Annotated in this window: 23 protein-coding genes; 12 read left to right on the top strand and 11 right to left on the bottom strand. The window is 72.2% G+C overall.

Annotated features, from left to right (window positions below):
• Window positions 1-20 precede the first annotated feature (20 nt).
• Window positions 21-491, top strand: a complete 471-nt coding sequence (locus ACWEGE_RS21765; RefSeq protein ID WP_449662257.1) for a peptidoglycan-binding domain-containing protein — start codon at window positions 21-23, stop codon at window positions 489-491.
• 65 nt (window positions 492-556) lie between these two features.
• Window positions 557-1,054 carry a hypothetical protein gene (locus ACWEGE_RS21760; protein WP_449662256.1) on the top strand — a complete coding sequence of 166 codons (498 nt, stop codon included), beginning with the start codon at window positions 557-559 and terminating at the stop codon, window positions 1,052-1,054.
• 3 nt (window positions 1,055-1,057) lie between these two features.
• On the opposite strand, the gene ACWEGE_RS21755 is transcribed toward ACWEGE_RS21760, so the two are convergent.
• The 7 genes from ACWEGE_RS21755 to ACWEGE_RS21725 all read right to left on the bottom strand — a co-directional run bounded on the left by ACWEGE_RS21755 (window position 1,058) and on the right by ACWEGE_RS21725 (window position 7,383).
• Window positions 1,058-1,555, bottom strand: coding sequence for an anti-sigma factor family protein (locus ACWEGE_RS21755; protein ID WP_449662255.1), 498 nt, complete (start codon window positions 1,553-1,555; stop codon window positions 1,058-1,060).
• Window positions 1,552-2,061 carry a sigma-70 family RNA polymerase sigma factor gene (locus ACWEGE_RS21750; RefSeq protein WP_449662289.1) on the bottom strand — a complete coding sequence of 170 codons (510 nt, stop codon included), beginning with the start codon at window positions 2,059-2,061 and terminating at the stop codon, window positions 1,552-1,554. Before ACWEGE_RS21750 ends, ACWEGE_RS21755 begins: the two co-directional genes overlap by 4 nt.
• A 15-nt stretch (window positions 2,062-2,076) precedes the next feature.
• Window positions 2,077-2,856 carry an enoyl-CoA hydratase/isomerase family protein gene (locus tag ACWEGE_RS21745; RefSeq protein WP_449662254.1) on the bottom strand — a complete coding sequence of 260 codons (780 nt, stop codon included), beginning with the start codon at window positions 2,854-2,856 and terminating at the stop codon, window positions 2,077-2,079.
• A gap of 10 nt (window positions 2,857-2,866) precedes the next feature.
• Entirely contained in the window at window positions 2,867-4,111 is a 1,245-nt protein-coding gene (locus ACWEGE_RS21740) for a hypothetical protein (protein WP_449662253.1), read from the bottom strand.
• Window positions 4,108-5,643 carry an amino acid adenylation domain-containing protein gene (locus ACWEGE_RS21735; RefSeq protein WP_449662252.1) on the bottom strand — a complete coding sequence of 512 codons (1,536 nt, stop codon included), beginning with the start codon at window positions 5,641-5,643 and terminating at the stop codon, window positions 4,108-4,110. The genes ACWEGE_RS21740 and ACWEGE_RS21735 overlap by 4 nt, the downstream gene beginning before the upstream one ends.
• A gap of 285 nt (window positions 5,644-5,928) precedes the next feature.
• Window positions 5,929-6,852 (bottom strand): DUF4097 family beta strand repeat-containing protein, encoded by a 924-nt coding sequence (locus ACWEGE_RS21730; protein WP_449662251.1) that lies wholly within the window; start codon window positions 6,850-6,852, stop codon window positions 5,929-5,931.
• 12 nt (window positions 6,853-6,864) lie between these two features.
• The gene (locus tag ACWEGE_RS21725) at window positions 6,865-7,383 is read right to left on the bottom strand and encodes a toxin-antitoxin system HicB family antitoxin (RefSeq protein WP_449662250.1); all 519 of its coding nucleotides are present in this window, start codon (window positions 7,381-7,383) and stop codon (window positions 6,865-6,867) included.
• 119 nt (window positions 7,384-7,502) lie between these two features.
• On the opposite strand from ACWEGE_RS21725, the gene thyX reads away from it, so the two are divergent.
• The 8 genes from thyX (at window position 7,503) to ACWEGE_RS21685 (ending at window position 17,006) form a co-directional block, all read left to right on the top strand.
• A complete protein-coding gene (gene thyX / locus ACWEGE_RS21720) occupies window positions 7,503-8,255 on the top strand; it encodes an FAD-dependent thymidylate synthase (RefSeq protein WP_449662249.1) in 753 nt (250 codons plus the stop codon).
• Window positions 8,255-8,650 carry an ACT domain-containing protein gene (locus ACWEGE_RS21715; RefSeq protein ID WP_449662248.1) on the top strand — a complete coding sequence of 132 codons (396 nt, stop codon included), beginning with the start codon at window positions 8,255-8,257 and terminating at the stop codon, window positions 8,648-8,650. The genes thyX and ACWEGE_RS21715 overlap by 1 nt, the downstream gene beginning before the upstream one ends.
• A gap of 137 nt (window positions 8,651-8,787) precedes the next feature.
• Window positions 8,788-10,029: an Nramp family divalent metal transporter gene (locus ACWEGE_RS21710; protein ID WP_449662247.1), complete on the top strand. Its 1,242-nt coding sequence runs from the start codon at window positions 8,788-8,790 to the stop codon at window positions 10,027-10,029.
• A gap of 24 nt (window positions 10,030-10,053) precedes the next feature.
• Window positions 10,054-10,488 (top strand): hypothetical protein, encoded by a 435-nt coding sequence (locus ACWEGE_RS21705; protein WP_449662246.1) that lies wholly within the window; start codon window positions 10,054-10,056, stop codon window positions 10,486-10,488.
• Window positions 10,489-10,787: 299 nt separating this feature from the next.
• Window positions 10,788-12,269: a serine/threonine-protein kinase gene (locus tag ACWEGE_RS21700; protein ID WP_449662245.1), complete on the top strand. Its 1,482-nt coding sequence runs from the start codon at window positions 10,788-10,790 to the stop codon at window positions 12,267-12,269.
• Between the two features lie 90 nt (window positions 12,270-12,359).
• Window positions 12,360-13,373: a 4-hydroxy-tetrahydrodipicolinate synthase gene (gene dapA / locus ACWEGE_RS21695; RefSeq protein ID WP_449662244.1), complete on the top strand. Its 1,014-nt coding sequence runs from the start codon at window positions 12,360-12,362 to the stop codon at window positions 13,371-13,373.
• The gene (locus ACWEGE_RS21690) at window positions 13,370-15,067 is read left to right on the top strand and encodes a ribonuclease J (RefSeq protein ID WP_449662243.1); all 1,698 of its coding nucleotides are present in this window, start codon (window positions 13,370-13,372) and stop codon (window positions 15,065-15,067) included. The genes dapA and ACWEGE_RS21690 overlap by 4 nt, the downstream gene beginning before the upstream one ends.
• A gap of 295 nt (window positions 15,068-15,362) precedes the next feature.
• Window positions 15,363-17,006 (top strand): VWA domain-containing protein, encoded by a 1,644-nt coding sequence (locus ACWEGE_RS21685; protein WP_449662242.1) that lies wholly within the window; start codon window positions 15,363-15,365, stop codon window positions 17,004-17,006.
• On the opposite strand, the gene ACWEGE_RS21680 is transcribed toward ACWEGE_RS21685, so the two are convergent.
• Both ACWEGE_RS21680 and ACWEGE_RS21675 read right to left on the bottom strand, forming a co-directional pair.
• Window positions 16,960-18,333, bottom strand: coding sequence for an amino acid permease (locus ACWEGE_RS21680; protein ID WP_449662241.1), 1,374 nt, complete (start codon window positions 18,331-18,333; stop codon window positions 16,960-16,962). The two genes, ACWEGE_RS21685 and ACWEGE_RS21680, sit on opposite strands and share 47 nt — an antisense overlap.
• 80 nt (window positions 18,334-18,413) lie before the next feature.
• Window positions 18,414-19,361: an EamA family transporter gene (locus tag ACWEGE_RS21675; RefSeq protein WP_449662240.1), complete on the bottom strand. Its 948-nt coding sequence runs from the start codon at window positions 19,359-19,361 to the stop codon at window positions 18,414-18,416.
• A gap of 230 nt (window positions 19,362-19,591) precedes the next feature.
• Between ACWEGE_RS21675 and ACWEGE_RS21670 the strand changes: the two genes are divergently transcribed.
• Both ACWEGE_RS21670 and ACWEGE_RS21665 read left to right on the top strand, forming a co-directional pair.
• Window positions 19,592-20,173: a hypothetical protein gene (locus ACWEGE_RS21670; protein WP_449662239.1), complete on the top strand. Its 582-nt coding sequence runs from the start codon at window positions 19,592-19,594 to the stop codon at window positions 20,171-20,173.
• A gap of 65 nt (window positions 20,174-20,238) precedes the next feature.
• The gene (locus tag ACWEGE_RS21665; protein ID WP_449662238.1) at window positions 20,239-20,799 is read left to right on the top strand and encodes a hypothetical protein; all 561 of its coding nucleotides are present in this window, start codon (window positions 20,239-20,241) and stop codon (window positions 20,797-20,799) included.
• A gap of 43 nt (window positions 20,800-20,842) precedes the next feature.
• On the opposite strand, the gene wrbA is transcribed toward ACWEGE_RS21665, so the two are convergent.
• A complete protein-coding gene (gene wrbA, locus ACWEGE_RS21660; RefSeq protein ID WP_449662237.1) occupies window positions 20,843-21,457 on the bottom strand; it encodes an NAD(P)H:quinone oxidoreductase in 615 nt (204 codons plus the stop codon).
• A 33-nt stretch (window positions 21,458-21,490) separates the two neighbouring features.
• Entirely contained in the window at window positions 21,491-22,306 is an 816-nt protein-coding gene (locus ACWEGE_RS21655) for a lysophospholipid acyltransferase family protein (protein ID WP_449662236.1), read from the bottom strand.
• Window positions 22,307-22,416 lie beyond the last annotated feature (110 nt).

Below are 22,416 nucleotides of genomic sequence, written 5' to 3'. Positions count from 1 at the left end.
AAACCGAGGAGGGAAAGCTCATGAGCAAACGCATCGGCCCGCTGGGGCACACCGCCGCCGCCGTCGCCACGGTGCTCGCGGCGACGGCGTTCACGCTGGTGCCCTCCGGCGTCGCGTCCGCGGCGACGCCGCTGTGCACCACCACGATCAACGTGAACCGAGGCGGCAACAACCTCGCCGTGCCCGCGACCGGCAGCGGGAACGTCACCTGCCTCATCGGCCGGACCCAGGCGGCCAACTCCGCCGTCGTGCGCAGCCTGCAGTACACGCTGAAGGCCTGCTACCCGACCGTCCACCTGGCCGCCCCCTACGCGAGTGAGCTGGTGGGAAACCTCGCCGTCGACGGCGGTTTCGGCCCGCGGACGGAGGCCGCCCTCAAGGGCGTGCAGGGGAGCATCGGCACCACCGCGGACGGCGTGTACGGCCCGAACACCCGCAACGCGATGCGGTTCCCGTCGAACGACGTGGCCAACCGCTGCTACCACTACTAGCGGGCGGTCCGGCAAGCCCGCGCCCGGGCATCTCCCGACGAAAACCCACCATGAAGGAGGGAACGGTGACCACCCGCACCAGACGGCCGGCACGCTCAGGCGCCCGCACCCCGCGGAAAGCGCATCGGCTCCACCGCATTCGCCTGCTCACGGCCGTGTTCGCGGTGTTCTTCAGCCTCGCCTCGGGGCAGGCCGGCGCGGCCACCCCGTCGGCCCGGCCCGGCCTGTGCCTGGACAACGCGGCATCCGGGTACGTCACGGGCGGCCCGGCCAACGCGTACCTGCCGTCCGCTTCCGGCACCTACACCACGACCAACCGGTGCCAGGACATCAACTTCAGCAACCGGTCGCAAAGCGGCGACGAACCCTTCCAGGCGCTCATCCGCGTCTGCTTCGTCAGCGCCGGGTACTGCCAGAGCAGCTGGAAGTACTACTACTCGGACGCCGGCACCGACTGGATGGTCATCGCCACCAACGTCAAGGACGGGACCAGGTTCCGACTCGAATTCCAGTTCTACGAGTCCACCTTCGGGTCCGGTTACGGCAACTTGATCGCCTTCTGACCGCTACCACGACCAGCGGGCGACCGGGGGTGGGGCGCCGGCGGACCACGGTCCCGCCGGCGCCGCCGTGCGGCCGGCCGGTAACCCGCCCGGCCGGTCCGGACCGGCACTCGTCACCGGCGTCGGCGTCGCCCGGTCGATCCGCGGATCCGGCGCACACCCCGGCGCGACCAACCGCGACCCGGCCACCGCCCCGGCCAGCGCGGCCCCGGCCAGCGCCGCCGCCACCCGCGCCCGGCCACGCCGTCGCGAAGCCCGGACCGCCCGCACCAGCCCCGGCACCAGCGAAACCCGCGACGACACCGGCCCGAGCAGCTCCACCGACGTCTCCCGCGGCACCACCGAAAGGATCCCGGGCAGCCCGGCGAACGAAGCCACCGCCTCCGCACACGACGCGCAACACCCCAGATGCCCCTCGTACTCGCGCCGCTCGGCCGGTGACAGGGCGCCCAGCACGTACGCCGCGTCCCAATCGCGGTACGGGTCCGAAAACGAGTTCAACGCCTGGTCAACCCCCGCTCCTGCAACGCCAGCCGCAGCGCCCTCAGGCCGTAGAACAACCGGGACCGGACCGTTCCCGGCGGGACCTCCAGCGCCACCGCCAGCTCCGCCACCGACTGCCCCATGTAGTACGCGCGGACGATCACCGTCCGGTGCTCCGGGGTCAGCTGGGTCAGCACGTCCGTGATCACCCACGCGTCCAGCGCCGAGTCGATCGGGTCGGTGCGCGACTCCTCCGGGACGGACGGCGACCGGACCTCCCGCCGCGAGCGCGCGCTCCGGCGCTCGTCGATCACCACGTTGCGCGCCACCGTGAACAGCCACGCGCGCGACGCCGGCTCGCCCTGTTCCAGGATCTCCGGGCTGTTCCACAGCCGCAGCAACGACTCCTGGACGACGTCCTGCGCGAGCTGGTCGTCGCCGGTCAGGCGCAGGGCGTACCGCCACAGCGCCGGTGCGTGCTCGTCGTGCAGCGCCCGCAGCAGCGCCGTGTGCGTCTCGTTGATGGCGCACCACCCCGGTCAGCAGCCGAACCCGGGTTCGCGCTTGCCGAGGAACGCGCCGGTGCCCTCGCGCACGTCCGGCCCGGCGAACGCCGAGCGGAACGCCGAAAGCTCCAGCTCCAGGCCGTCGTCCACGGTGCGCCCGCGGCTCGCGTTCACCGCGCCCTTGGCCAGTGCCACCGCGGCACGCGAGTTCCGCGACACCGCCTTGATCGTCGCGCGAGCCCCGGCGAGCATCGCTTCGCGGCTGTCGAACAGCTCGGTGACCAGCCCGATCCGGTGCGCCTCGGCCGCGTCGACGTGCCGGCCGGTGAAGATCAGCTCACGGGCCCGGCCGGGCCCCACCTGACGCCACAACCGGACGCAGCCGCCGAACCCCGGGACCAGCCCGAGCAGCACCTCCGGCTGGCCGAACACCGCCTTGGGGGTCGCGTAGACGAAGTCGCACGCCAGGGCGAGCTCGCAGCCGCCGCCGAGCGCGTAGCCGTCCACGCAGGCGATCACCGGCACCGGCAGTGCCTCCAGCGCCCGGGTGACCTCCTGGCCGAGCGCCCCGAACCGCGCCCCTCGCGGGGGATCCAGCGCCGCCATCTCGCGGATGTCGGCTCCCGCGACGAACGCCGGGCCCGGCGCGCCGGTGAGGACGACCCCCGCGACCGCCGGGTTCCCGCCCAGCGACGAGCACACCGCGAGCAGCTCGGTGAGCACCTGGGACGACAGCGCGTTGCGCGCCCGCGGCCGGTCCACGGTCACGGTCGCCACGGGCGCCTGCAGTTCCACCACGACGGTCCGGTCCATGCTGTCTCCCTCACGAGTCCCAGATCGCGCCGAACGCCGGAATCCCGCGGGCTTCCAGCGCCTCGACGACGTGCCACGTTGTCTTCTTGTTCGAAATGCAGATCACCGCTTCCGCGTCGAAGTCCCGGTGCGCGGCCAGGGCCAGCTCGACCAGATCGGGCTTGCCGTCGCTGCCGGTGTCCCACACGACGGCGTCCGGCTGGACGGCGAGGATTTCGTCGACGAGCTCGTCGCCGTAGGTGCGCCGGGGGTGGCGGGTCGACCAGACGAGCCGCGCGGGCGTCTCCCCGGAGAGCAGGTGCGGCAGGCACGGGCCGATCCCGCTGCCGGTGGCCACCCACACCACCCGGCGGAACAGCCTGTCGATGTTGCCCACCCCGGCCGTCGGGATGCCCTTCACCCACAGGTGCGAAGGCAGGTCGTCGATCAGGGCGCCGGTCCAGTCGCCGGCCCGGGACACCGTCAGCCGGAACCCGGTTCGCCCCGGCGCGGGCACGTTCGCGAAGGAGTGCCACTCCAGCAACGGGTTCCGGCTCAGCGCCGTCGACGAGCCGGCGAACGGCGTCACGCCGTAGTCGAACGACAGCAGCGCCACGTGCGGCGACGGCCGGGTGATCCGCACCGGCACCCGCCGCAGCCGCAGCCACGGCAGCGCCACGCTGACGACGACGGCCAGCAGCACCCAGAACGGCCCCGAGCCCACGAAACCGGGCCCGCCCAGCAGCGCCGAGTGGACGGTGAACAGCACCAGCAGCGTCCAGCCGCCGAACCGGTGGGAGCGTTCGAACAGGTCGTGCCGCCGCGCCCGCACCCCGGGCAGCGCGAGCGCGACGACGACGGCGAGCACCACCGCGATCGCCCAGGTGGTCACCAGCAGGGCCGCCGATCCGCCGCGGACGGTCAGCACGCCGGTGAGCACGAGGAACCACCCGGTGGCGCAGACCGTGCCGCCGACGTGCAGCCCGCCGAAGTGGTAGACCTTGCCCAGCGTCCACCGCAGCCGCAGCGAACGGCGCAGCGGCGCGGTGGTGGCCAGCCGGAACAGCAGGTTGATCACCAGCTGCTGGCGGATCAGCACGGCCAGTGCCAGGTTCCCCAGCACCAGCCAGGTCAGCACGCCGACGTCGAGCGGGCCGGCGGCGGCGATACCGTTGCCCACGACCACCGCGGCGGCCAGCCGGTTGTGGTGGGTCCACGGCCGTCGCTTCAGCCGGGCTCGCACGGACGCCGGTGCGGAGGAGAGCGTTGCGGTCATGCCACCGTCTCCGCAGGCTCGCGACTGTCCAAACGCGACAACAGGGCGCGCCGGTCGACCTTGCCCCGGTCGGTGAGCGGCAGGTGGTCCACCGGGACGATCATCGCGGGCACGCTGTAGTACGGCAGCGCGGCTTCGGCCGAACGGCGGATCAGCTCCGGCTCGGCCGTCGAGGGGGTCACGAAACCGACGAGCCCGCCGTCGTAGAGCACGGTGGCCGCCCGCGCGCAGCCCGGCGCCCGCTCCAGCGTGGCGGTGACCGCGTCCAGCTCGACCCGGAAGCCGCGCACCTTGACCTGGTCGTCGGTGCGGCCGTGGTGTTCCAGCTGGCCGTCGGTGGTCCACCGGACGAGGTCCCGGGTGCGGAACATCCGGTGCGCGCCGCCGAGGAAGGGGTCCGGCCGGTAGCGCTCCGCGGTGAGGACGTCGTTGCCCGCGTAGCCCGCCGTGACGCACGCGCCGCCCGCCCACATTTCCCCGACCTGCCCGATCGGGCACGGTCTCAGCTCGTCGTCGAGCACGTACACCGTCGTGTTCGGCACCGGACGGCCGATCGTCAGCTTGCCGAGCCGCGGGTCGTAGCGCTGCACGGTGTTGACGATGGTCACTTCGGTGGGGCCGCAGGCGTTGTGGAAGCTCGCCCGCCGCGCCCAGGCGTCGGCCAGCGCGGCCGGGCACCGCTCGCCCGCCACGGCGACGGTCCGCACCCGCGGGCAGGCACCCGGATCCACTGTGGACAGCACACCGGGGGTGGCGATGAGGACGTCGGCCTCGCGGGCGGTCGCCTCGATGTCCTTGCCGCGGATCAGCAGGCAGCCGCCGTGCGAAAGGGTGCCGAGGATTTCCCAGGCGGCCATGTCGAAGGCGATGTTCAGCAGCTGCGCCACCCGGTCGCCGGGCCGGATGCCGAGCGAACCCGGGGCGGTGAGCAGGACGTTGCCGAGGTTGGCGTGGGTGACCTGGACGCCGTTGGGGCGCCCGGTCGTCCCGGACGTGAAGATCACCATCGCGGTGCCGCCGCCGTCCGCCGGGGGAGCGTCACAACGCGGGTGTTCGCCGTCGATGGCGACGACCCGGCCGACTCCCGCGGGCAGGGCGGCGGTGTGCTCCCTGGTGGTCAGGACGACGTCGATGCCCGCGGTGTCCACTATGTGCGCGAGCTGGGCCGCGGGGGCGATCCGGATGTCCTGCGGTACATAGGCCGCGCCCGCGCGGAGCACGGCGAGGATGCCGACCACCATCGGGATCGACCGCGTGAGGAACAGGCCCACGTGGTCGCCGGGCCGCACCCCGAGCCCGGCGAGGACGGCGGCGAGCGACGCCGACCGGCGATCGAGTTCGGCGTAGGTGAGCGATTCACCCGAGTGCCGCACGGCGACTGCGCCCGGACGGGCCCGCGCCTGCGCCAGAATGGCGTCGTGAATGCGGCGGAACGGAACTCCGGCCGGCTTTCCCGTGCCGAACCGCTGGAACAGCACGCGGTCGGCGGCGGACAGGCCGTGCAGTGAGGAGGGGCGGATCAGCTCGGTCACTCGGATCACCTTTCGCCAGGCCGGCGCGGTCAACCGTGGTGAACGAGACAGCCTCGCGATTTGTTCAAGGCGAAGGCGAGAAATTTGCGTGTAACCAGGTGAAACGGCTTTTCGATGGATTCACCATTCGTCCGCCGGATTTCAGCAGGGCGCTTTCTCTGGTATTTCGCGCGAACGGGCCGTTCCCGGCACCCCGTACCGGGAACGGCCCGCTCTTCCCCCTTGCCCAGGCTTTCGGGGGTCCGGGTGGCGAAGCCCCCGGCCCGGGCCGAAGGCCCGGTTGTCTCAGCCCGCCGCGCGCGTCACCACGGCGTTGCCGGTGCCCGTGCGGGCGCGGACCTTCAGCTTCACCCCGCCCTCGGGAGCGGTGTCGGCAACGTCCAGCTCGCTGGAGACGCGCCCGGCGCTGGCGGTCAGGTCGACCTCGGCGGTCGTCCCGCCGCGGATGCCGATCCGGACCTCGCCGGAGCCGGTGATCAGGTCGAGCGAGCCCGAGCCGGCGTCGGCCACCGAAAGGTCGCCGCTGCCGGTGCGGGCCATCACCTCGCCGGAGACCGCGCCCAGCCAGACGTCGCCGGTGCCGGTGGCCAGCGTCGCGGAGCCGGCGATCGACGACGCCTCGACGTGGCCGCTGCCGCTGCGCAGCTGCAGCCCGCCCAGGGTCGGGCCGAGCTTCACCGCGCCGCTGCCGGTGCGGATCGTCGCCGAGCCGTCGGCGCGCTCGAGCTTGACCTCGCCGGAGCCGGTCAGCAGGTCGACGCGGCCTGCCGAGCCGCTCACGGTGACGTCCGCGGCGCCCGCCCGCACCTCGACGTGCGAGCCCGCCGGCGCGTGCACCTTCACCGCGAGCGCGGAGTTGCGCAGCTGCCACGCCTTCGGTGCGCTCACGACCAGGCGGTTGCCGAGCTTCTCGATCCGGCTCTGCCGCACCGCCTCGGCGGGGGAGGTCGCCGGGTCGACGCCCAGCTGGTCGCCGAAGCGTTCGCCGACCCAGGACAGCAGGCTGTTGACCCCCGCCACCCACGGCTGCTGCTCGCCCTGGTCGTGCCGCAGCTCCACGCGCGCGCCGGAGTCGCCTTCGAGGACGATTTCGACGCGGCCGATGGTGACGCTCACGTCCAGCTCCAGCGGGACGTCGGTCTCGAACTCGTCGATCCGCACGAGTTCGTCGTTCGGCTCTTCGGCCGGTGTCGTCTGTTCTTCGCTCATCGTCTCGTCCCCTCAGCCTTGGACCCAGCCGTGCAGGTGCGACCCGCTCCCGCCGCGGTCGCCCTTGCTCTGGTGCTTGTGGCCGCCGCCGAGTGCCCCGTGGCCCAGCGCGCCCTGCACCGCCTGCGAAACGAAGGTGTTCAGCGAGACGCCCTGGGCGGCCGCGGCGCGTTCGGCCTGGCCCTTGATCTGCTCGACCAGCCGGAGCGTGATCCGGCTGATGTCACCGCCGTCGATCGGTGGCGGCGGTGTGGTGTCACGTGATGTCTCCCGTGACGTCGTCTCCTCGGCGGTGCCGGTGACGACGACCCGGACGTCCCGGCCGTCGAGCCGGACGTCCACCACCTGGCCCGGCAGCGCGGCCGTGACCTCGGCGGCCAGGTCGGCGAGCGCGTTCATCAGGGTCAGGCGGACGGCGGGTTCGAGTGCGGAGGACAGCAGTGCGGCCGCTCGCCGGGTCTGCTCGTCCCCGGCGGCAGCCGTGTTCGCGAGGTCCTCGCGAAGGTTGGCGATGTACGGCGTCAAGTCCATGACACCACTATGACGTCATTCATGGTGTCAGTCAAGGAAGCAATGGTGTCACGTGTCACCCGGGAGTGACCGCCCTCACGCGGTTAGGCTGCGCGGGAGCCGGGAGAAGGAGTGCTGACGTGACCGGAGCCGTGTCACCCAGAGTGCAGCTGATCGCGAAGACCGAGTTCTTCCCGCCTCCGGACGTGCCGTGGTCGACCGACGCGGACGGCGGGGAAGCACTCGCCGAGTTCGCCGGCCGCGCCTGCTACCAGTCGTGGAAGAAGCCGAACCCGGCCACCGCGACCAACGCCGGCTACCTCGAGCACATCATCGACGTCGGCCACCTTTCCGTGCTGGAGCACGGCTCGGTGACCTTCTACATCACCGGCATCTCCCGGTCGCTGACCCACGAGCTGATCCGGCACCGCCACTTCTCCTATTCCCAGCTCTCGCAGCGGTACGTCCCGGAGCGCGACGCCGAGTTCGTCGAGCCGGAGATCATCGCGAACGACCCGGTGCTGCACGAGAAGTTCCTCGCCGCGACCCGGGCGAGCGTCGACGCCTACACCGAGCTGCTGGCCGGCCTCGAGGAGAAGTTCGCCGACGTCCCGAGCGCGACCCTGCGCCGCAAGCAGGCGCGCCAGGCCGCCCGCGCGGTGCTGCCGAACGCGACCGAGACCCGCATCGTGGTGACCGGGAACTACCGGGCCTGGCGGCACTTCGTCGCCATGCGCGCCACCGAGCACGCCGACGTCGAAATCCGCGAGCTGGCCGTGGAGTGCCTGCGGCAGCTGCAGAAGGCCGCGGCGAACGTGTTCGCGGACTTCGCCATCTCGACGTTGCCGGACGGCAGCGAAATCGCCACGAGCCCGAAGGTGCTGGAAGGCTGATGAAGCGACTCGCGATCGACGTCCGGCCCGGCGAGTACGCCGTGGTGCGGCTGCCCGCGGACGCCGCGGTGCCTGCCGAGCTGTTCGAGCCCGGCGAAGCCTTCGTCTCGGTGACGAGGACGCCCGAAGAACTTTCGGTGATCTGCCCGGCCGGCCGCGAGCCGGGCGGGGCCACGGCCGCCGAGGACGGCTGGCGGCTGCTGTCGGTCCGCGGCCCGCTGGAGTTCACGCTCACCGGCATCATCGCCGCGCTGGCCTCGGAGCTGGCCGCGGCCGGGGTCGCGCTGTTCTCGATGTCGACCTTCGACACCGACCACATCCTGGTCCGCGCGGGCGATCTCGACGACGCCGTCGCGGCCCTGCGCGAGGCCGGCCACGAGGTCGCCCAGCACTGATTTTCGCACTTTTCACCGCCGTCGATCGGGGTATCCGGGGTCGAGGGTGGGGCTGGTCACCCTTGAAAAGCAAAGTTCGGCGCGCCTAAACTTCGGTTTTGGGTCCCCGATATCCCGGTTTTCGAGAGGTGGGCGTCATGGCTGTGACCGAGGCTGTCCGGCCGAGACTGGTGGCCCGCCTGCGCACCGGGTCGGCGCTGCTCGGGCCGGCGTTCGTCGCCGCCATCGCCTACGTCGACCCGGGGAACGTCGCCTCCAACATCAGCGCCGGCGCCCGCTACGGCTACCTGCTGGTCTGGGTGATCGTCGCGGCGAACCTGATGGCCGTGCTGGTGCAGTACCTCTCGGCGAAGCTCGGGCTGGTCAGCGGGCTGTCGCTGCCGGAGGCCCTGCGCGCCCGCCTGTCCCGCCCCGCGCGGCTGGCCTACTGGGCGCAGGCGGAGATCGTCGCCATCGCCACCGACCTGGCCGAGGTGGTCGGCGGCGCGATCGCCCTCAACCTGCTCTTCGACCTCCCGCTCATCGTCGGCGGCGTGATCACCGGCGCGGTGTCGCTGACGCTGCTGGCGGTCCAGGACCGCGGCGGCCAGCGGACGTTCGAGCGGGTCGTCACCGGCCTGCTGCTGGTGATCGCGGTGGGCTTCCTGGCGAGCCTGTTCGTCGAGCCGCCGTCGGCCGCGTCGACCCTCGGCGGGCTGGTGCCGAGGTTCGACGGCGCGGGCAGCGTCCTCATCGCGGCGGCCATGCTCGGCGCGACGGTCATGCCGCACGCCGTCTACCTGCACTCGGGCCTGGTCCGCGACCGCCACGGCCGTCCCGAGGGCGCCCGGCGCCGGAGCCTGCTGCGCGCGACCCGGGCCGACGTCGGCCTGGCGATGCTGCTGGCGGGCGCGGTGAACCTCGGCATGCTGCTGCTGGCCGCGACGAACCTCCAGGGCCAGGAGGGCGTGGACAGCATCGAAGGGGCCCACGGCGCGGTCGCCACGGCGCTCGGCCCGGGCGTTGCGCTGCTGTTCGCGATCGGGCTGCTGGCCTCGGGACTGGCCTCGACGTCGGTGGGCGCGTACGCGGGCGCGATGATCATGCAGGGGTTGCTGCACAAGCGGATCCCGCTGGTCCTGCGCCGCCTGGTGACCCTGACCCCGGCGATCGTGGTGCTCGCGCTGGGCACCGATCCGAGTGCGGCGCTGGTGGTGTCGCAGGTGGTGCTGTCGTTCGGGATCCCGTTCGCGCTGGTGCCGTTGATCCGCCTGACCGCCGACCGTGATCTGATGGGGGAGGACACGAACCGCCGGCTGACGACGGTCGCGGCCTCGGTGATCGCGGCGATCATCATCGCTCTCAACCTGGTGCTCGTCTACCTCACGGTCACCGGTTGATCCACGGAACGGGGTGACGCGGCCATGGCCCGGACTTTCGCTCTCAACGCCGAATGCGGGGAGCGGGAGACCCACGCCCGCGACCTCGCGCGGCACTTCGACGGCTGGCCGGCGGGCGTCTTCGAGGACAAGAACGCCTGGTGGTGCGCGGTCGCGCCGGAAGGCCTCAGCCGCACCGGCGCGAACTCCGCCGAGGAGGCGGCGGCGCTGACCGCGGCCGGCCGCCGGCTCTACTGGCTGCTGCGGACCGCGCCGCCGGTGTACCGCTACGCGCTGGCCGGCCTCGAGACGGGCGGGTTCCGCAGCTACGACGAGCTCATGGCGGAGGACGACCTGACGATCTTCCCGGGCCTGGTCGTCTCCGAAGACATCTGGACCCGGACGGGACGGCGCGCCGAGTTCAGCGACTTCGCCCCGGGCTACCGCTGGCTGCCCTACCGCGGCGAGACCCGCCGCTGACGCACCGCCCGACACGCGTACCCCACCGGCCGACACGCGTACCCCGCTGGACGACACGCGTACCCCACCGGACGACACGGCCGCGAGCGGCTCGGTCGGCGAGTCGTCCGTCCAGGTACGCGAGTCGTCCCTTCAGGTACGCGAGTCGTCCGTTCAGGTGCGCGAGTCGTCCGTTCAGGTGCGCGAGTCGTCCGTCCGGGTACGGGAGCCGGCCGGTCCAGGTCACGAATTCCGCGGAACCCGCGGCGCCCCGCGACGGTCCGACTAGCATCTGCGCGACCGCCGCCAAAAGGAGCACCGTGACCGACGAACAGACCCGGCCCTATCCGCCGCAGGCGCCCAGCACGCCTGGTCAGCGGGTTGTCGCGGGCCGCTACCTCCTGCTCGGCGAACTCGGCCGGGGCGGCATGGGCGTCGTGTGGCGGGCGCAGGACCAGGTCATCGGGCGGCCGGTCGCCGTCAAGGAGCTGCGGCTGCCCGACGCCGAGTCCGCCGCCGTCTTCTCCGAGCGCGCGCTGCGCGAGGTGCGCACCGGCGGGCGGCTCAACGACCCCGCCGTCGTCACCGTCTACGACGTCGTCACCGACGGCGGGACCACCTTCATCGTCATGGAGCTCGTCGAGGCGCCCAGCCTCGCCGACCTCGTGCGGCAGCGCGGCCCGATGCCCGCCGCGCAGGCCGCGCAGCTGGGGGAGCGGGTGCTCGCCGCCCTGCAGGCCGCCCACGCCGCCGGGATCGTGCACCGGGACGTCAAGCCGGCGAACATCCTCGTCGCGCCGGACGGCCGTGTGAAGCTCACCGACTTCGGCATCGCCCACGCCGTCGACGACCCCCGCCTGACGACCAGCGGCATGATCGTCGGCTCGCCCGCCTTCATGGCGCCCGAGCGCGTCGAGGGCCGGGAAGCGATGCCCGCCTCCGACCTGTGGTCCCTCGGCGCGACGCTGTTCTTCGCCGTCGAAGGCTCGATCCCGTTCGAGCGCGCGACCACCGCCGCGACGCTGCACGCGATCATGACCGAGATCCCGTACCTCACCCGCGGCCAGGGCCCGATCGCCGCGGCCATCCTCGGCCTGCTCGTCACCAACCCGGACGCTCGGCTGACCGCGGCCCAGGCCCAGAACCTGCTGACCACGGCGCAGGGCATGCGGCCCACCCCGCCCCGGGGCACCGCGATGCTCGGCGCCCCCGCGCCGCAGCCGCCCGCGAAGAAGCCCCACCGCGCCCTCTGGCTCACGGCCGCGGCGGTGCTGGTCGTCGCGGCCGTGATCGGCGGGTTCTTCGCCGGCAAGGCGTACGAGACGCCCGCCGCGGACAAGCAGAAGCTGCCGACCATGACCTACGGCGTCAACGGGCAGCTGCGCGTGAACATCAACGACTACACCCGCTGCTACAACGGGCCCGTCCAAGACGGCGCGATCATCAGCAAGGACGACAACCACGCCGAGTGCGGCAACGCGCACACGCTGGAGATCTACGAGATCGGCGGCCTGCTGTCGGTCGAGAACTGGAGCTCCGACGACGCCAAGATCGCGGCCTACCCGGGCCTGCCCGCCGTGACGGCGAGCGCCGAAGCGGCCTGCGCGACCGCGTTCCGGTCGTCGATCGTGCCCGAGAGCAAGCGGGCCGACCTCACCTACCGCGCGCTCGTCCCCACCCAGGCGGAGTGGGAAGCCGTGCCGTCCGAGAGCGGCGAGGAGCCCACACGCGAGTTCTACTGCCTGCTCGCCCGGACCGACGGCGGCCCCATCACCGCCCCGATCGTGACCAAGGTCAAGTAGAAGTTCCGCGACGAGCGGCCGGCTCCGGGAAATCCTCCTGGTGACCAGGTCGACGCGGTTTTCGTCGGAGCGTCGGGGTACCTTCTTCCCATGTCCAACCCACCTACCGCAGCGCCCGGACGGCCGTTCGGGCGCGTGCTCACCGCGATGGCCACCCCGTTCGACGCCGAGGGCGCGCTGGACCTGAAGCGGGCGCAGGAGCTGGCCGAGCACCTCGTGGAGCTGGGGAACGACGGTCTCGTGGTCAACGGCACCACCGGCGAGAGCCCGACCACGAGCGACGCGGAGAAGCAGGACCTGATCCGCGCCGTGGTCGAGGCCGTCGGCGACCGCGCGACCGTCGTGGCCGGCGCGGGCACCAACAACACCGCGCACAGCATCGAGCAGGCCAAGCAGGCCGAAGCAGCGGGGGCACACGGCCTGCTGGTCGTCACCCCGTACTACTCGCGGCCCAGCCAGGCCGGGCTGTTCGCGCACTTCACCACGGTCGCCGACAGCACCGGGCTGCCGGTGCTGCTCTACGACATCCCGCCGCGCTCGGTCGTCCCGATCGAGGTCGACACGCTGCTGCGGCTGGCCGAGCACCCCCGGATCGTCGCGGTCAAGGACGCCAAGGGCGACCTCATCGCCGGGTCCGAGGTCATCGCCAACACCCACCTCGCCTACTACTCCGGCGACGACGGCCTCAACCTGCCGTGGATCTCGGTCGGCGGGGTCGGCGTGGTCAGTGTGATCGGTCACGTCGTCGCGGGCCGGATCCGCGCGATGATCGACGCCTACGAGAACGGCGACACCTCCACCGCGCGCACCAACCACCGCGCCATGCTGCCGGTGCTGCGGGCGATGTCGCGGGTCGGCGGGGTCGCGTTCAGCAAGGCGGCGCTGCGCCTGCGTGGCTTCGACATCGGCGACCCGCGGCTGCCGATCGTCGCGCCGAGCACCGAGCAGACGGCCCTGATCGCCGGTGATCTTGCCCAGGGCGGCGTGCCGCTGGGCGACACGGCGGCTCAGGACTGGCATGGTGAGCGGGTGGCACAAGCAGATTCGCGGGCCGCCTACGTGGCGCCGACCTCGCACACCAGCGTTGGGACCCTGCCTCGGTGAGCTCACTTCCCCCAGGTCCAGGCCCCACCAACGCCCCGCCCAAGCTTCCCGAGGGTGCCCTGCGCGTCGTCGCGCTGGGCGGTATCGGCGAGGTCGGGCGCAACATGACCGTCTTCGAGTTCGGCGGACGCCTGCTCATCGTCGACTGCGGGGTGCTCTTCCCCGAGGACGACCAGCCCGGCGTCGACCTGATCCTGCCCGACTTCCGCGCGATCGAGGACCGCCTCGACGACATCGACGGCTTGGTGCTCACCCACGGGCACGAAGACCACATCGGTGCCGTCCCGTTCCTCCTGCGCCTGCGGCCGGACCTGCCGATCTACGGCTCGAAGTTCACCAACGCCCTGCTCGCGGCCAAGGCCAAGGAGCACCGGCAGCGGCCGAACCTCATCCAGGTCCGCGAGGGCGAGCGCCGCGACGTCGGCGCGTTCAACCTCGAGTTCTTCGCGGTCAACCACTCCATCCCGGACGCCCTCGCGGTGGCGATCCGCACCCCGGCGGGCGTGGTCCTGCACACCGGCGACATCAAGCTCGACCAGCTCCCGCTCGACGGGCGCCTCACCGACCTGGCCGGGTTCTCCCGGCTCGGCGACGAGGGCGTCGACCTGTTCTGCGTCGACTCGACCAACGCCGAGGTCCCCGGGTTCGTCATGCCCGAGCGCGACATCGGCCCGGTGCTCGACGACGTCATCCGGCGCGTGGACCAGCGGGTGATCGTGGCGTGCTTCGCCAGCCACGTCCACCGCGTCCAGCAGGTGCTCGACGCCGCCGAGCGGCACGGCCGCCGGATCGCGTTCGTCGGCCGGTCGATGGTCCGCAACATGGGGATCGCGGCCGAACTGGGCCTGCTGAACGTGCCGGACGGCCTGCTGGTCGACCTCGACCAGGCGAGCAACCTCCCGGAGAGCAAGGTCCTGTTCGTCTCCACGGGTTCGCAGGGCGAGCCGCTTTCGGCGCTGTCGCGGATGGCGCGCGGCGAGCACCGGCAGATCTCGATCCGCGCGGGCGACACGGTCGTGCTGGCCAGCTCGATGATCCCGGGCAACGAGACAGCGGTGTTCGGCGTGGTCAACGGCCTGACCCGGCTCGGCGCGAACGTCGTCCACCAGGGCAACGCGAAGGTGCACGTGTCCGGCCACGCGTCGGCGGGCGAGCTGTTGTACCTGTACAACGCGGTGCGCCCGAGCAACGTGATGCCGGTGCACGGCGAGTGGAAGCACCTGCGCGCGAACGGCGAGCTGGCGATCCGCACCGGGGTCGCCCCGGAGAACGTGGTGATCGCCGAGGACGGCGTGGTGGTCGACCTGGTCGACGGCAAGGCGTCCCGCACCGGCCGCGTCGAGGTCGGCCACGTGTACGTCGACGGCCTGTCGGTCGGCGACGTCGGCGAGTCGACGCTGTCGGATCGCCTGGTCCTCGGCGAGGGCGGGTTCATCTCGATCAGCGTCGCGGTGGACTCCAGCACCGGCCGCGCGGTCAGCAGCCCCACGGTGTCCGGCCGCGGCTTCTCCGACGACCCGAAGGCGCTCGCCGCCGTCGTGCCGCTGGTGGAGATGGAGCTGGCGCGCACGGAGGCCGAGGGCATCACCGACACGCACCGGATCGCGCAGGCGGTCCGCCGGGTGGTGGGCCGCTGGGTCGCCGACACCTACCGCCGCCGTCCGATGATCGTCCCCACGGTCATCCCGGTCTGAGTTCCGGACCCAAGCGCCCCAAGGCCACCTTGGGGCGCTTGGCCAGCAGGAGCGCGAAGGCCACGGTGACGGTCTGCCTCAGGAGCGCGTGGCGCGCCCGGCGTTGTTCCCCTCGGGTCGGCTTCATGGGAACCAGTGTTTCGCCGTCCGGGGCCGGAGACATCCCGCTCGGGGAGTAGCCGGGTCCCTCCCCGGGCTGACTTCGCCCGTCTGTTAGGCCGTCCGGCCCACGAGCGGCCGCTTTGCTGCGGGATAACCTTGATCCCACCCCGCCTCGCGCAGAGAGGCCGCGCCGATGGGACGTCATTCGGACGGTAGACGACGCAGGCTGCTCGTGCCCGCCATCGCGACCGGTCTCGTGCTCCTGCTCGGAGCCGCCGCGTGGGCGACGGTGACGACCGTGCGTGCCCGGCCGTCGTGCGAGCAGCCCGCGAAGGTTCTCGTCACCGCGTCGCCGGACATCGCGCCGGCGCTGTCGCTCGTCGCGCGCGGTCTGGACCTGCGGTGCGGCAGCGTCGAGATCCAGACGCGGGAGGCGACGCAGGCGGCCGAGCGGCTCGCCATCTCCGACGGCGGCCCGCGCCCGCAGGTCTGGGTACCGGACTCGACGCTCGCCCTGCGCCGCGCCCGCCAGCTCGGCGCCGCCGACGTCCCCGAAACCGGGGCGTCGGTGGCGAGCTCGCCGGTGGTGCTCGCGGCTGCCGCGGACGTCGTCAAGGGCCTCGGCTGGCCCGACCGGGTGCCCACCTGGTCCGACGTGCTGGCCGCGCCCGGCACCGTCCCGGGCATGCCCGACCCGGCCCGGGACGCGGTCGGCGCGCTGGCGCTGTTCGGGCTGCGGGACAGCACCCAGGCGGCCCCCGAGCCCTCGGCCGCGTACGTGGCGACGCTGCGGCGCTTCTCGGCCAACACGCTCGGCGCGGAGACGGAGCTGATCGCCCGGCTGCCGGGCTCGAGCGACGGCGGCGGCACGGCCGCGGTGACCGCGTTCCCGGCGTCGGAGAACGCCTTGCTGCGCCACAACGTCGAGGACTCGAAGTCCCCGCTCGTCGCCGTCTATTCGACGGCGGTGCCCACTTTGGACTACCCGTTCGCGGAGCTGGGCGGGATCACCCCGCAGCAGCACCCGATCGTCGAGGCGCTGCGCGAGGCGGTGCTCGGCGAGCCGGGAGCGGACGCGATCGCCCGCACGGGCCTGCGCGCGGCGGGCGGCCAGGCCCTGCGCGACCACCCCGACGACCCGAGGGTGCTGCCGCAGGGCATCCGGGCGGCGAACCTCCCGCCCGCGCCGGAGGTCGACGAGCTGCTCAACCAGTGGGCGGGGGTCAACCTGAGCGCGCGGGTGCAGGTGCTGATCGACGTGTCGGGTTCGATGAACGCGCAGGTCCCGGGAACGGGCCTGAACCGCATGCAGGTGACGATGCAGGCGGCGGCGAAGGCCATGCACCTGTTCAAGCCGGCGACCCAGCTGCGCATGCTGGCGTTCTCGACCCGCCTGGACGGCGACAAGGACTACCGCGAGCTGCTCCCGATGGCCTCGGTCGCCCAGCACCTGGCGAGCGGAGCCCTGGACAAGCTGGACCAGGTGAAGGCCACCCCGGACGGCGGAACGGGCCTCTACGACAGCGTCCTCGACACGTACCGGACGGCCCGCCGGGAGTGGGAACCGGGCCGCTTGAACCTGGTGATCGTGATGACGGACGGCCGCAACGAGGACCCGCACGGCATTTCCCGCGAGGACCTGCTGGCGGAGCTGGCGAAGCTGCAGGACCCCCGCCGCCCGATCCCGCTGATCGGCGTGGGCATCGGCCCGGACGCGGACAAGTCCGAACTGGACCAGCTGACCGGAGCGACGGGCGGCCAGGCGTTCGTGGCCCCGGACCCGGCGAAGATCACGGACGTGTTTTTCGGGGCCCTGTCCCGGATCGCCGGCGGATGAGGGCGTAGACGCCGAGGATCACCGCCAGGCTGATCAAACTCAGGTACAGCTGCGCCCGCGCGTCCGCGTCCACGAACAGCATCGAGGCCACCACCACGAGCGTCAGCGCCAGCGTGAGCCAGCTCAGCCACGGATAACCCCACATCCGCAGCTTCAGCTTCTCCGGCGCCGACGCCTCGAGAGACCGGCGCATCCGGATCTGGGAGCCGCAGATGATCGCGTACACGAACAGCGCCACCGCGCCCGCCGAATTGATGATGAAGTAGAAGATCTTGTCCGGGGACACGTAGCTCATCACCACCGCCACGTAGCCGACCGACGTCGAGGCCAGGATGGCCTTCCACGGCACGCCGCGCGCGTTCGTGTCCGCGATCCACGCCGGGGCCCAGCCGTGGCGCCGCAACGCGAACAGCATCCGGGATGCCGTGTACAGCCCCGAATTCAGCACCGACAGCGCCGCCGTCAGGACCACCGCGGAGACGATCGTCGACGCCGCCGGGACGCCGAACCGGCCGAAGGCCGCCGCGAACGGGCTCGTCTCGCTCGGGATTTCGCGCCACGGGGTGATCATCACCAGCAGGGCCACCGAACCCACGTAGAACACGATCACGCGCCAGACGATCGTCGAGGTCGCCTTGCGGACCGCGGTCTCCGGCTGGTCGGACTCCGCCGCCGCGATCGTCACGATCTCCGCGCCGAAGTACGAGAAGATCACGATGACCACGCCGTGCACGACCGAGAACGGCCCGTTCGACACGAAACCGTCGAGGCCGATGTTGCCCACCGAGAACTGCGCGTCCGGCCACAGCCCGAGCACGAACAGCGTCCCGAGCATCAGGAACACGACGATGGTGGCGACCTTGATCGACGCCAGCCAGAACTCCGTCTCGCCGAAGGACCGCGCCGACGCCAGGTTCGTCGCCGTCAGCAGCAGCATCAGCGCCAGCGAGAACACCCACTGCGGCACGCCCGGGAGCCAACCCTGCAGGATCTTCGCGCCCGCGACCGCCTCGAACGCGACCACGCCGACCCAGAAGTACCAGTACAGCCAGCCGATCGTGAAGCCCGCCCAGCCGCCGAGCGAGTCGCGCGCGTACTCCATGAACGAGCCCAGTGACGGCGCCGCCGTCGCCATCTCGCCGAGCATCCGCATCACCAGCACGACGAGCAGCCCGCCGATGGCGTAGGACAGCACGGCCGCCGGTCCCACGGTGTGGATCACCGCGCCGCTGCCGATGAACAGGCTCGCGCCGATGATGCCGCCGAGGGCGATCATCCGGACGTGCCGCTGCCGCAGGTCGGGCCGCAGCCCGGACTCGGTCGTCAAGGTGCTTCCTCCCCGGGGGACGTGGATCGCGGAATTTTCCCACCCGCGAGCCGCCCGGTGCAGAATTTGCGCAAGCCGGCTCAGCGGGTGAGGAGCGCGGAGTTCCGCTGCACCACGTACGCGCCGCCCAGCAGGATCGCCGACCCGAGCAGCTGCGGCCACGCGAGCTGCTCGCCCAGCAGCAGCCACGCCGCGGCCGTCGTGATCACCGGCTCGACCAGCCCGAGCACGCTCGCCACCGAGGCGGGCAGGTGCCGCAACGCCGAAATGCCGCAGACGTACGCGAGCACCGTCGCCACCAGGACCAGCAGGGTCAGCAGCAGCCACACCGGCGGGTGCCAGGCCCCGAACCCGACCTCCGCGCCGAGCAGCGCGGCCGGCCACGTCCACGGCGGCGCGACGAAGCCGATCGCGACCGCGCCGATCACCATGCCCCAGGTGACCAGGCCGAGCGGGTCGATGTCGGCCACCGCGCGTTCGCCGAGCAGGAAGTACCCGGCCGAGCACAACGCCGCGCCGAAGCCGGCCAGCAGGCCGAGCCCGTCGAGGGTGACGCCTTCCCAGACCTGCGCGACCAGCGCGAGCCCGGTCATGGCCAGCGCGATGCCGCCCCAGACCGCCCGCGGCAGCCGGTGCCGCCGCACGAACCGCACCCACAGCGCGATGAGCACGGGCGAGATGAACTCCAGCAGGATGGCGATCCCGACCGGGATCCGCCCGGCGGCGACGAAGTAGAGCAGCTGCACGCCGGCCACGCCGAGCAGGCCGTAGCCGGCCAGGACGGGCAGCTCGGCCCGGCGCACCCGCAGCTTCCGCGGCGCCACCAGGGCCACCCCGGCGAGCAGCACGGCCCCGGCCAGCCCGATCCGGGCCGCGGCCACCTGTTCCGGGGTGATCCCGGCGGACATCGCGGACTTGCCGAGGGTGCCGGAGGTGCTGAAGAACAGCGCGGCGAGCAGGACGTAGGCGGTCCCGCGGCCGCGGTGGGCGGCCCGGGGCGACGCGACGACGGGGAGTTCAGTGGTCACCGTCGCGACTGTAGGTGCCCCGGAGTCACCGCCGAAACGATTATCCCGGTTACCCGGGTCACGGTGCCGCCGAGTCCGTTTCGTTACTTCCGGGCGGCAACCGGGCCGGTGGGTGGACGTCTTTCCGGATGTCGCAAGAAACAGGGGGCCCCGCGGTTGATCCGGCGGGGAATGAGTTTCTTTTTCATTCACGTACGCATTCGGCGTGCGATGAATCCTTGGAGGGGAAAATGCTGGGGAAGATTTCTGCTGCCGTGGGCGTGGCTGCCGGGTTGGCGCTGCTGTCGCCGGTCGTGGCTTCGGCCGCGGAAGCACCGGAAGGTCCCCCGCCGTCCATGGAGGTGAAGGTGGACGTGGACAACAACGTGAGCATCGAGGGGACGTGCTTCAACAGTGGGGACGAGGCCGAAGCGGGTTATGGCGAGCGCGGGCGCAAGCTGAGCGAGTTCAACGAAATGATCAAGGACGGGAACACGAGATACGTCGTGTTCAAGCACGTGGAGCCGGGAAATTACGAAGCCTACATGTACTGCCACAAGAGCGGGCAGGGCTCCGCTCGCGCTGAGCGGGCCTTCACCGTCGGGAAGCCGGCCAAGCCGGCGCCGTCGGCCAAGCCGACCCAGCCGGCCAAGCCGGCGGCGAAGCCCGCGCCGCAGGTCGGGGTGAAGCCGCAGGGTGCGCCGCAGACCGGTGGTGGCCCGGCCGATGACGAGTCCGGCGCCACGCCGCTCGTCGCGGGTGGCGCGGTCGCCCTGGTGGGTGCGGCCGGTGCCGGTGCGTGGGTGCTGCGCCGCCGCGCGGCCCGGCGCTGATCCGAAAGATACCGCTGTGCATTGCGCGTATTCCGCGTGCGATGGATCTTTGGAGGGGGAAGAAAATGTTGCGGGTAATTGCCGCTGCCGCGGGTGTGGCCGCCGGTTTCGTGCTGCTGTCGCCGGTCGTCGCTTCGGCCGCGGAAACGCCGACGGGTGCGCCGGCGTCGATGAAGGTCACCGTGTCGGGGAGCACGGTGACCATCACGGGGACGTGCGTGACCAGTGGTGTCCAGGCCGAGGCGAGTTATGGCGTGCACAACGGGCACGAGCCGCTCGACGCGAACGTCATGAAAGCGGTGGGGAAGGGCTATTCCCTGACCTTCGAAGGGGTGCGGCCGGGGACCTACGAAGCCGTGATGTTCTGCCACGAGGGCGGACCCGGCAGCCACCCGGGCGGCATCCGGGCCTTCACCGTCGGGAAGCCGGCTCCGTCGGCCAAGCCGGCCCAGCCGGCGGCGAAGCCCGCGCCGCAGGTGGGGGTGAAGCCGCAGGGTGCGCCGCAGACCGGTGGCGGCCCGGCCGATGACGAGTCCGGCGCCACGCCGCTCGTCGCCGGCGGCGCGGTCGTCCTCGTGGGTGCGGCCGGGGCCTGGGCCCTGCGCCGCCGCGCGGCGCGGCGCTGAAACCGACGTCCGGGTGCTGCCGAAGCGGCGGCACCCGGACGTCTCATTCCTCGCTCTTCAACCCCGTCGCCACGTGCGTGGTGATCGTGGCCAGCCGCCGGCCCTGCAGGCGCAGGGCGTCGAGCGCGACGTCGTCCGGCGCCGCCGACTTGCGGGAGACGAACGAGCCGCCGTACGGGTTGCCGGACTCCTTCAGGTGCGGGTCCGTGTAGCCGAGCGGCACCACGATCGCGCCCCAGTGGTAGAAGACGTTGTTGATCGCCAGCAGCGTCGACTCGAGGCCGCCGTGCGCGGTGGACGCCGTCGTGAACGACGTTGCCACCTTGTCCGCCAGCTTTCCCTGGGCCCACAGGCCACCCGTGCTGTCCAAATAGGACTTGAGCTGGGCGGCCGGGCCGCCGAAGCGGGTCGGGCTGCCGACCGCGAGCCCGTCGGCCCACTCGAGGTCGGCGAGCGTGGCGAGCTCGTGGTGCGGTCCCGCGGCCACCCAGGCCTGCCAGCGCGGGTTCCGCGCGATGGCGTCGGCGGGCACGGTCTCCGGCACGGTCCGCACCCGCACGTCGGCCCCGGTTTCGCGCGCACCGGCGGCGAGCGATTCGGCCAGGACGGCGGTGTTCCCGGTCGAGCTGTAGTAGACGACGAGTATCCGTGTGCTCACGTCGCCGACTCTAGGGCCGCCGCGGCGCCTGTCTCACAGTGCGGACGGCGGCTTCCAGGGGCTGACCGTGTCGGTCGGCCGGGTCGGGTCGTGGAACCGGGGCCGGTCGAGCTCGTCGCGGCGCAGCGGGACCAGGCCGTCGGTGATCGCCTGCATGATCTTCGCGTGCGCGCGCACCCCGGCCCCCGGCCGCTGCGTGTCGATGTCCGAAAGGTCGACGGGGTCGCCGAAGTGCACGCGGAACCGCGGCCGGCGCAGCGGCGCGCTCAGCCCGGAGCGGGCCAGCGGGACCAGGTCGGCCGGGCCGTTGACGGTCTCGGTGCCCCAGTAGACGGCCTCGTGCGCGCCCCACTGGCTGATCGGGATCACCGGCACGCCCGAGGCCAGCGCCAGCCGCGCCGCGCCGGTCTTGCCGCGCTCCGGCCACAGGCCCGGGTCGTGGCTGATCCGGCCCTCCGGGTAGACGATGATCGGCTCGCGGGTGGTCTTCATCGCCTCGACGGCCTCGGCGAACTGCCCGACGGCGGTGCCGGCGTGCTTGCGGTCGACCCGCAGGTGCCCGCTGACCCGCAGCGCCGGCCCGATCACGGGCGCGTCGAGGATGCCGCCCGCCAGCATGAACCGCGGGTTGATGCCGATCCGCTTGCACGCGGCCATCAGCACGAACGCGTCGAACACGCCGATGTGGTTCGCGGCCATCAGCAGCGGCTTGCCCCGCAGCTGCGCGGGCACCCGGCCGGTGACGGTCAGCCGCCCGACGAGGTTCACCAGCCCCCGGTCGATGTTCAGCATGGTCCGCCAGATGGCGGGCGCCCGGCGAGCGGTGTTGTCGGAGTTCAGCGCGACCATGGGGCAGAGCATGGCAGACGCCGATTTCACCCGTTTGCGCACTGGCCGGATGGATCACCTCGCTCCGCTTGGGGTGGTTCACCCGGATGGCCGCTCAAGCGCGGATGTGA

It is taken from the genome of Amycolatopsis sp. NPDC004747 (assembly GCF_053601335.1).
This window is presented reverse-complemented; position numbering and strand designations above follow the sequence as displayed.

What these genes read in the sequence shown, in the direction of transcription:
- ACWEGE_RS21765 (WP_449662257.1), top strand. Translation starts at nt 21, where the DNA reads ATGAGCAAACGCATCGGCCCGCTGGGGCACACCGCCGCCGCCGTCGCC.
- ACWEGE_RS21745 (WP_449662254.1), bottom strand. Translation starts at nt 2,856, where the DNA reads ATGGACCGGACCGTCGTGGTGGAACTGCAGGCGCCCGTGGCGACCGTG.
- ACWEGE_RS21740 (WP_449662253.1), bottom strand. Translation starts at nt 4,111, where the DNA reads ATGACCGCAACGCTCTCCTCCGCACCGGCGTCCGTGCGAGCCCGGCTG.
- ACWEGE_RS21730 (WP_449662251.1), bottom strand. Translation starts at nt 6,852, where the DNA reads ATGAGCGAAGAACAGACGACACCGGCCGAAGAGCCGAACGACGAACTC.
- ACWEGE_RS21725 (WP_449662250.1), bottom strand. Translation starts at nt 7,383, where the DNA reads ATGGACTTGACGCCGTACATCGCCAACCTTCGCGAGGACCTCGCGAAC.
- ACWEGE_RS21715 (WP_449662248.1), top strand. Translation starts at nt 8,255, where the DNA reads ATGAAGCGACTCGCGATCGACGTCCGGCCCGGCGAGTACGCCGTGGTG.
- ACWEGE_RS21710 (WP_449662247.1), top strand. Translation starts at nt 8,788, where the DNA reads ATGGCTGTGACCGAGGCTGTCCGGCCGAGACTGGTGGCCCGCCTGCGC.
- ACWEGE_RS21705 (WP_449662246.1), top strand. Translation starts at nt 10,054, where the DNA reads ATGGCCCGGACTTTCGCTCTCAACGCCGAATGCGGGGAGCGGGAGACC.
- dapA (WP_449662244.1), top strand. Translation starts at nt 12,360, where the DNA reads ATGTCCAACCCACCTACCGCAGCGCCCGGACGGCCGTTCGGGCGCGTG.
- ACWEGE_RS21685 (WP_449662242.1), top strand. Translation starts at nt 15,363, where the DNA reads ATGGGACGTCATTCGGACGGTAGACGACGCAGGCTGCTCGTGCCCGCC.
- ACWEGE_RS21670 (WP_449662239.1), top strand. Translation starts at nt 19,592, where the DNA reads ATGCTGGGGAAGATTTCTGCTGCCGTGGGCGTGGCTGCCGGGTTGGCG.
- ACWEGE_RS21665 (WP_449662238.1), top strand. Translation starts at nt 20,239, where the DNA reads ATGTTGCGGGTAATTGCCGCTGCCGCGGGTGTGGCCGCCGGTTTCGTG.
- ACWEGE_RS21655 (WP_449662236.1), bottom strand. Translation starts at nt 22,306, where the DNA reads ATGGTCGCGCTGAACTCCGACAACACCGCTCGCCGGGCGCCCGCCATC.